7 protein-coding genes are annotated in these 6,443 nt (G+C 68.1%); 5 read left to right on the forward strand and 2 right to left on the reverse strand.

What is annotated here, in order from left to right; all coding sequences use genetic code 11:
* Positions 1-268, forward strand: a 268-nt coding sequence (locus D7X74_RS38105) for a peptidylprolyl isomerase (protein ID WP_199741993.1), incomplete at its 5' end; no start/stop codon positions are given.
* A gap of 9 nt (positions 269-277) precedes the next feature.
* On the opposite strand, the gene D7X74_RS38110 is transcribed toward D7X74_RS38105, so the two are convergent.
* Positions 278-1,399, reverse strand: coding sequence for an HD domain-containing phosphohydrolase (locus tag D7X74_RS38110; RefSeq protein WP_120537876.1), 1,122 nt, complete (start codon positions 1,397-1,399; stop codon positions 278-280).
* 246 nt (positions 1,400-1,645) lie between these two features.
* On the opposite strand from D7X74_RS38110, the gene D7X74_RS38115 reads away from it, so the two are divergent.
* The 4 genes from D7X74_RS38115 (at position 1,646) to D7X74_RS38130 (ending at position 5,829) form a co-directional block, all read left to right on the forward strand.
* Positions 1,646-2,647 carry a dihydrodipicolinate reductase gene (locus tag D7X74_RS38115; protein ID WP_120537877.1) on the forward strand — a complete coding sequence of 334 codons (1,002 nt, stop codon included), beginning with the start codon at positions 1,646-1,648 and terminating at the stop codon, positions 2,645-2,647.
* A gap of 20 nt (positions 2,648-2,667) precedes the next feature.
* On the forward strand, positions 2,668-3,117 hold the full coding sequence (locus D7X74_RS38120) for a MaoC family dehydratase N-terminal domain-containing protein (RefSeq protein WP_120537878.1): 450 nt from the start codon (positions 2,668-2,670) through the stop codon (positions 3,115-3,117).
* Positions 3,117-3,809 carry a MaoC family dehydratase gene (locus D7X74_RS38125; protein WP_120537879.1) on the forward strand — a complete coding sequence of 231 codons (693 nt, stop codon included), beginning with the start codon at positions 3,117-3,119 and terminating at the stop codon, positions 3,807-3,809. Before D7X74_RS38120 ends, D7X74_RS38125 begins: the two co-directional genes overlap by 1 nt.
* A 175-nt stretch (positions 3,810-3,984) precedes the next feature.
* Positions 3,985-5,829: an acyl-CoA dehydrogenase gene (locus D7X74_RS38130; protein ID WP_120537880.1), complete on the forward strand. Its 1,845-nt coding sequence runs from the start codon at positions 3,985-3,987 to the stop codon at positions 5,827-5,829.
* 90 nt (positions 5,830-5,919) lie between these two features.
* Here D7X74_RS38130 and D7X74_RS38135 read toward each other — a convergent pair whose 3' ends face one another.
* Positions 5,920-6,375, reverse strand: coding sequence for a biopolymer transporter ExbD (locus D7X74_RS38135; RefSeq protein ID WP_120537881.1), 456 nt, complete (start codon positions 6,373-6,375; stop codon positions 5,920-5,922).
* Positions 6,376-6,443 lie beyond the last annotated feature (68 nt).

Consider the following 6,443-nt stretch of genomic DNA (forward strand, 5'->3'; position numbering starts at 1 on the left):
GGATCCACGCGGGGACGGGGAGGGCGGCCCGGGGCACTCCATCCGCTGTGAGATGACGCGCCGGCCGTACACGCGCGGCGTCGTGGGCATGGCGCTGTCGGGCAAGGACACCGGCGGCAGCCAGTTCTTCTTCACCCACGCACCACAGCCACACCTGGACGGCCGCTACACGGTGTTCGGCGAGGTCGTCGCCGGCATGGACACAGTGGATGCGCTGCTGGAGGGCACGGTCATCGACGACGTCATCGTCGGCACGCACGCCCCGTAGGACGAAACTTCAGGCCCCGCTGGCGCGCGCGGGCTCCGTCTCGCCCTTCGCGTTGAGCTGCCCGCCGTTCCACCGGCGGTTCTCCGCCTCCTCCATCACCTCCACCTCGCGGCGGATGCGGGCCCACTCCGTCTCCGGTAAATTGAGGAAGGCCTCCGCGAGTGCCGGATCAAACTGTGTTCCCGCGCACCGGCGCACCTCGTCGCGCGCCACGCTCATGGGGCGGCCCTTGCGATAGGGGCGGTCGGAGGTGATGGCGTCCAGCGTGTCCACCAGACAGAAGATGCGCGCGCCCACGACGATGTCCGCGCCCTTGAGCCCCAGCGGATAGCCCTTGCCGTCCCAGCGCTCCTGGTGCTGCAGGACGATGAGCGCCGCCTCGTGCAGGTAGGGCATCTTCGCCAGCATCCGGTAGCCGAACTCCGGGTGCTGCTTCATCTCCACCCACTCGTCCGGCGTCAGCGGGCCGGGCTTGAGCAGGATGGAGTCGCGCACGCCAATCTTCCCGATGTCGTGCAACAGCGCGCCCTGTTCCACCACGTCCAGCGCCGGTCCGGAGAGGCCGATCTCCTGCGCCAGCCGCCGCGCGTACAGCGACACGCGCCGCGAGTGCCACTGCGTCTCCGTGTCCCGGTAGTCCAACGCGCTGATGAGCCCGTCCAGCAGCCCCGCGGTGCGCTCGATGACCCGGCGCTCCAGGTCCTGGTTGATCTCCAGCAGCTCCTCGTTCTTGTCCGCCACCTCGCGCGTCAGCCGCTCGTTGGCCTCCACCAGCCGGCGATGCTCCACCGCCTGCCGCACGCTGCTCGTCAGCTCGCTCAACGCCCACGGCTTGCCCAGCAGGCGGAACACCTCACCCCGGTTCACCGCCTCCGACGCTATCTTGAAGTCCGCCGCCGCGGTCAGCATCAGCCGCACCGCCTTGGGGTTCTTCTCCCGGAGCGCGGACAGCAGCTCGACGCCGTTGAGGTACGGCATCATGAAGTCCGTCAGCACCACGTCGAAGCCCTGCTCTCGCGCCGCCAGCACCGGGTCGCTGTGCGTCACGACCTGGTAACCCTCGGCCTGGAGGATGCGGGACAGCGCGGCGAGGATCAGCACGTCGTCGTCCACCACGAGGATTCGAGCCATGGATCCGCACGCTCCGAGCGAGTCAGCTGCGTTATTCTCAGAGTCTTATAGCCGGTTCGAAGGCAGCCAGACAGGCCCCCCCAAGCTTTCCAGTGCCGCTAAACCACCGGAATTCTTGAAGATTCACTGAAACCCGTGGTCTCCGGACTCCACGTCACGCTTGCCTGCCTGCGGAAGCGTGTTCTATGGTGCATGCCTACCCGCCGTAAATGCTTGTAACCCCTTGGAATTCGGGAGCAATTTCCGATGGCTAAAGCCCCTGATGGGCCAGTGCCGGTCGTGGTGATGGGGCTGGGGTTCATCGGGCAGGAGATTGCCAAGGCGGCCCTGTCATCCCAGGAAGTGGAGCTCATCGGGGCGGTGGATCCGCAGCCGACGCTGGTGGGGCGCCCGCTGGGTGACGTGCTGGGGCAGGCGGGTCCGCGCTTCAAGATCTCCGAGTCGCTGGAGCGCGCGGTGGGGCGCCGCAAGGGCGTGGTGGTGCTGCACGCCACCAGCTCGCGGCTCGCGCAGGTGATGGACCAGCTGATGGAGGCGCTGAAGCTGGGCCTTCCGGTGGCGAGCACCTGCGAGGAGCTGGCGTTCCCGTACCTCAAGTACCCGGAGCTGGCGGAGAAGCTGGAGCGCGCGGCGCAGAAGGCGGGCGTCGCCATCGTGGGCACCGGTGTCAATCCGGGCTTCGTGCTCGACCGGCTGGTGGCCACCGCGGGGCAGGTGTGCGGCCCGGTGCGCAAGGCGACGGTGAGCCGGGTGGTGGACGCGCGCACGCGGCGTGAAGCCCTGCAGCGCAAGGTGGGCGCGGGCCTGTCGGAGGAGGAGTTCTTCGATCTGGTGGACCGCGAGGAGCTGGGCCACGTGGGCCTGATTGAGTCCGCGGCGCTGGCCGCGCTGGGCCTGGGCCTGGACTGCGACGACTTCGAGGAGGAGGTCGCGCCCGTGTTCGCCGAGGAGGACATCACCGGCGGCGCATTTGTGGTGAAGAAAGGCCGCGTCGCGGGCATGTTCCAGTCCGTGGTGGGTTTGGAGGAGGGTCAGGAGCGGGTGCGCCTGGAGCTGACCATCGCGGTGGGGGCGGAAGATCCAAGGGACCGCATCGAAATCGACGCGGACCCCAGACTGGTGCTGGAAATCCCGGGGGGAGTGGCGGGCGACCGGGCCACCGCGAACGCGCTGGTGAATGCCGCGCCACGATTGACGGCCGCGGAAGCAGGGCTCCTGACGGTGCTCGAGCTTCCGGCAGGCCGCTGAAGACTCATCAGGAGAGGGAAATGCTGGACAAGAATGCGATTGGCCGCGCCTCGCCGCCGACGCTCAACGAGGTGGAGAAGGGCGCCATCCGGCGCTTCGCCGAGGCGATTGGCGACTACAATCCCATCTACTACGACGAGGAGTACGCTCGCGCGTCGGGCTACCCCACCATCGTCGCGCCGCCCACGTTTCCCGCGTCGTTCCATTCCGCCGCGGACCTGCGGGAGCTCCTGGGGGTGGGCATCAAGAGCCTGCTGCACGCCGAACAGGGGTTCGACTACGAGCGGCCCATCTTCGCGGGGGACCGCATCTACGTGTCCACCCGCGTCTCGGATGTCTTCGAGCGGCCCAACATGTCCGGGAAGATGGACATCGCGGTCATCGAGGACGAAGGCCGTGACGAGGAGGGCAACCTCGTCTTCCGCGCCCGCCGCACGCTCGTCGTCCGGGCCGCCAAGGAGAACGTTTGATGCCCGCGCGCAAGCTCTACTTCGAATCCATCCGCGTCGGTGACGAGCTTCCGGCGCTGGCGAAGGCCCCGGTGGACCGCGTGCAGCTGTCCCGGTACGCGGGCGCCTCCGGCGACTACAACCCGGTGCACGTGGACGAGCTGTACGCCAAGAGCGTGGGCATGCCGTCCGTCTACGCCCCGGGCATGCTCGTCATGGGCATGCTCGGCCAGCTCATCAGCGACTGGGCGCGCGGCGGCCAGCTGCGCCGCTACAACGTCCGCTTCATCAAGATGGTGTGGCCGGGCGACACCGTGGTCTGCAAGGGCCGGGTGAGCGACCGCCACGGCTCCGGCGGCCGGTACTTCGTCGAAATCGACCTCTGGGCGGAGAACCAGAAGGGCGAGCTCGTCATGAAGGGCGGCTCGCAGATCCAGCTCTTCTACTCCCTGGAGGACGAGAACCGGCAGCGCTCCGGCCAGTCCCCCATCGTGGTGGAGGTGCCTCGCGAAAGCCTGGTCGTCCCGGCCCCCCAGGCCTCGACTTCGGAAGCCGCCACCTCCAGCGCCCCCTCCGCCCCTGAAGAAGAGGACGACGAGGACGAGGACTCGGACGAGCCCAGGACTGGCGCCTCGTCCAAGAAGACGGCCCCCCGGGAGAAGCCCGCCGCCAAGACGGCCTCTCTCCCGGTCGCGAAAAAGGCCAAGAAGTAGGCGTTTACAGCGCAGGTCCCGCGTCCGAGAAGGGCGGCTTCGACCGCTGCTCAACGCGGGGTGTCATTCAGGGTTGACTCAAAAATCAGCCGACGCCACACTTCCTGAGTTAGATGGGCCGCTGACCCCTTCCCGCCAAACGGGAGGGGCAGCGAGCCCCCACGCAGGAGTGGCCATGTCCGCCGGCATCAACACCTACAAGACCGACCTTCGAGAGATCTTCTTCACGCTGTTCGAGCAGTTCGGCTTCGGCCAGGTCGCGGGTCAGGCACCCTTCGACGCCTGGGGTTCGGACGAGGCGAAGGCGGTGCTCACGGAGACGTACCGCTTCGCGCGCGAGGTGCTGGGGCCCCTCAACTCGGTGGGTGACCGCGAGGGTTGCCGGGTGGAGAACGGCGCCGTCTTCACGCCGACGGGCTTCAAGGACGCGTGGGTGAAGCTCTACGAGCAGGGCTTCAAGACGGTGGGCGTGAGCCCGGACCACGGCGGCCAGGGCGCGCCGATGATGCTCCAGGTGACGGTGGAGGAGATCCTCTCCGGCGCCAACTCCGCCTTCAACATGTACCCGGGCCTGGCGTTCGGCGCGGCGGAAGTCATCGCGGAGTGCGGCACGCCCGCGCAGCAGAAGCAGTTCGTGGAGCGCATGCTCAACGGCACGTGGGGCGGCACCATGTGCCTCACCGAGCCGCACGCCGGCTCCGACGTGGGCGCGGCCAAGTCCACCGCGCGCCGCAACGCGGACGGCACGTACAGCATCCGGGGCACGAAGATCTTCATCTCCGGCGGCGACCACGACATGGCCGGCAACATCATCCACCTGGTGCTCGCGCGCGTGGACGGCGCTCCGGCCGGCACCAAGGGCCTGTCGCTGTTCATCGTCCCCAAGCTGCGCATCAACGAGGACGGCTCCGCGGGCAAGTCCAACGACGTGGCGGTGGCGTCCATCGAGCACAAGATGGGCATCAACGGCTCGGCCACCTGTGTCCTCAACTTCGGTGAGAACGACGCGTGTCTGGGCGAGCTCGTCGGCACCGTCGAGCACGTCGGCATGAGCCAGATGTTCAAGATGATGAACGGCGCGCGCATCGCCGTGGGCATCCAGGGCGTGAGCCTCGCGTCGGCCGCGTACTACAACGCGCTGGACTACGCGAAGGACCGCAAGCAGGGCTCGCACTTCACCAAGTGGAAGGACCCGTCCGCGCCCCGCGCCGCCATCATCGAGCACCCGGACGTCCGCCGCATGCTGCTGGAGATCAAGGCGCACGTGGAGGGCATCCGTTCGCTGATCATCAAGCTGGCCATGCACCTGGACAAGGCGCGGCAGCTGGCCGGCAAGGACGACGACGCGGCCAGCTACCACCGGGGCCAGGTGGAGGTGCTGACGCCGCTGGTGAAGTCCTACGGCTCCGATCAGGCCTTCCGCCTGTGCGCGCAGGCCATCCAGGTGTACGGCGGCGCCGGCTACATCCAGGACTACCCGGTGGAGCAGTACACGCGCGACTCGAAGATCTTCTCCATCTACGAGGGCACCAACCACATCCAGGCCATGGACCTGGTGGGCCGCAAGATGGGCCAGGCGGGTGGCGCGCACTTCCAGCAGTTCATGGGCGACGTCGGCAGCTTCGTGGAAGCGCACCGCGAGCACCCGGTGCTGGGCGAGGCCGTGAAGACGCTGGCCGGCGCGCAGGAAGGCCTGATGTCCAGCGCGATGGCGCTGTTCGGCTGGTCGCAGGACCAGGGCCGCTTCCCGCTCATCCCGCTGTCCGCCAACCGCTTCCTCAACATGATGTCGGAAGTGGCCGTGGGCTGGCTGCTGCTGGACGCGGCCGTCATCGCGGAGAAGGCGTCCGCCTCCGTGGCCGCGGACCACCCGGACAAGGCGTTCTACGACGGCAAGAAGTTCAGCGCCCTCTGGTACGCGCGCAACGTGCTGCCCAACGTGGAGTACGCCGCGCGCCTCATCGCCACCGAGGACACGTCCCCCATGGACATCACCGACGCGGCGTTCGCGTCCGTCTAGTCCTCACCGTTCCCGGCTGAAAATCGAAAGGCCCTCCGGCATCCGTGCCGGGGGCCTTTTTCTTTCGAGCGGAGGGGGGAGGGACGGAGGCTAGTTGCCTTCGCGCACGCCGATGGCGAGCTGTCCCAGGCCGGCCTGCTTCGCCAGCTCCATCACCTGCACCACCGTGCCGTGGGACACGCCCTCATCCGCCTGCACGATGACCACGGTGTCGGGGTTCAGCTCCTTGGCCTTGTCGAAGGCCTGCTTCAACTCCGCCTCCGCGACGACGTTGCCCGCGAGCACGAAGCGGCCGTCCGACAGCACCGCCACGGAGATGTCCGTGGTGCGCGCGGTGACGTCCGCGGCGCCGCCCTTGGGCAGGTTCACCTTCAGGCCCGTCTTGGTGCCGCCGCCCGGCCCCTGCTGGGTGATGACGGTGCTGGTCACCATGAAGATGATGAGCAGCACCAGCATCACGTCCGTCAGCGGCGTGATGTTGATCTCCGCGAAGCCCGCGCCGTCGCCTTCATCGTCGGAGGAGCCCGGCGTCTTTCCCATGGCCATGGTGGACGTTCTCTCCTGCTAAGACGAGGCGGGCTGCGGATCCGGGCGGGGCGCGGGCGGGGTGGACC

Source organism: Corallococcus sp. CA047B, assembly GCF_003612065.1.
Taxonomy (GTDB): Bacteria; Myxococcota; Myxococcia; order Myxococcales; family Myxococcaceae; genus Corallococcus; species Corallococcus praedator.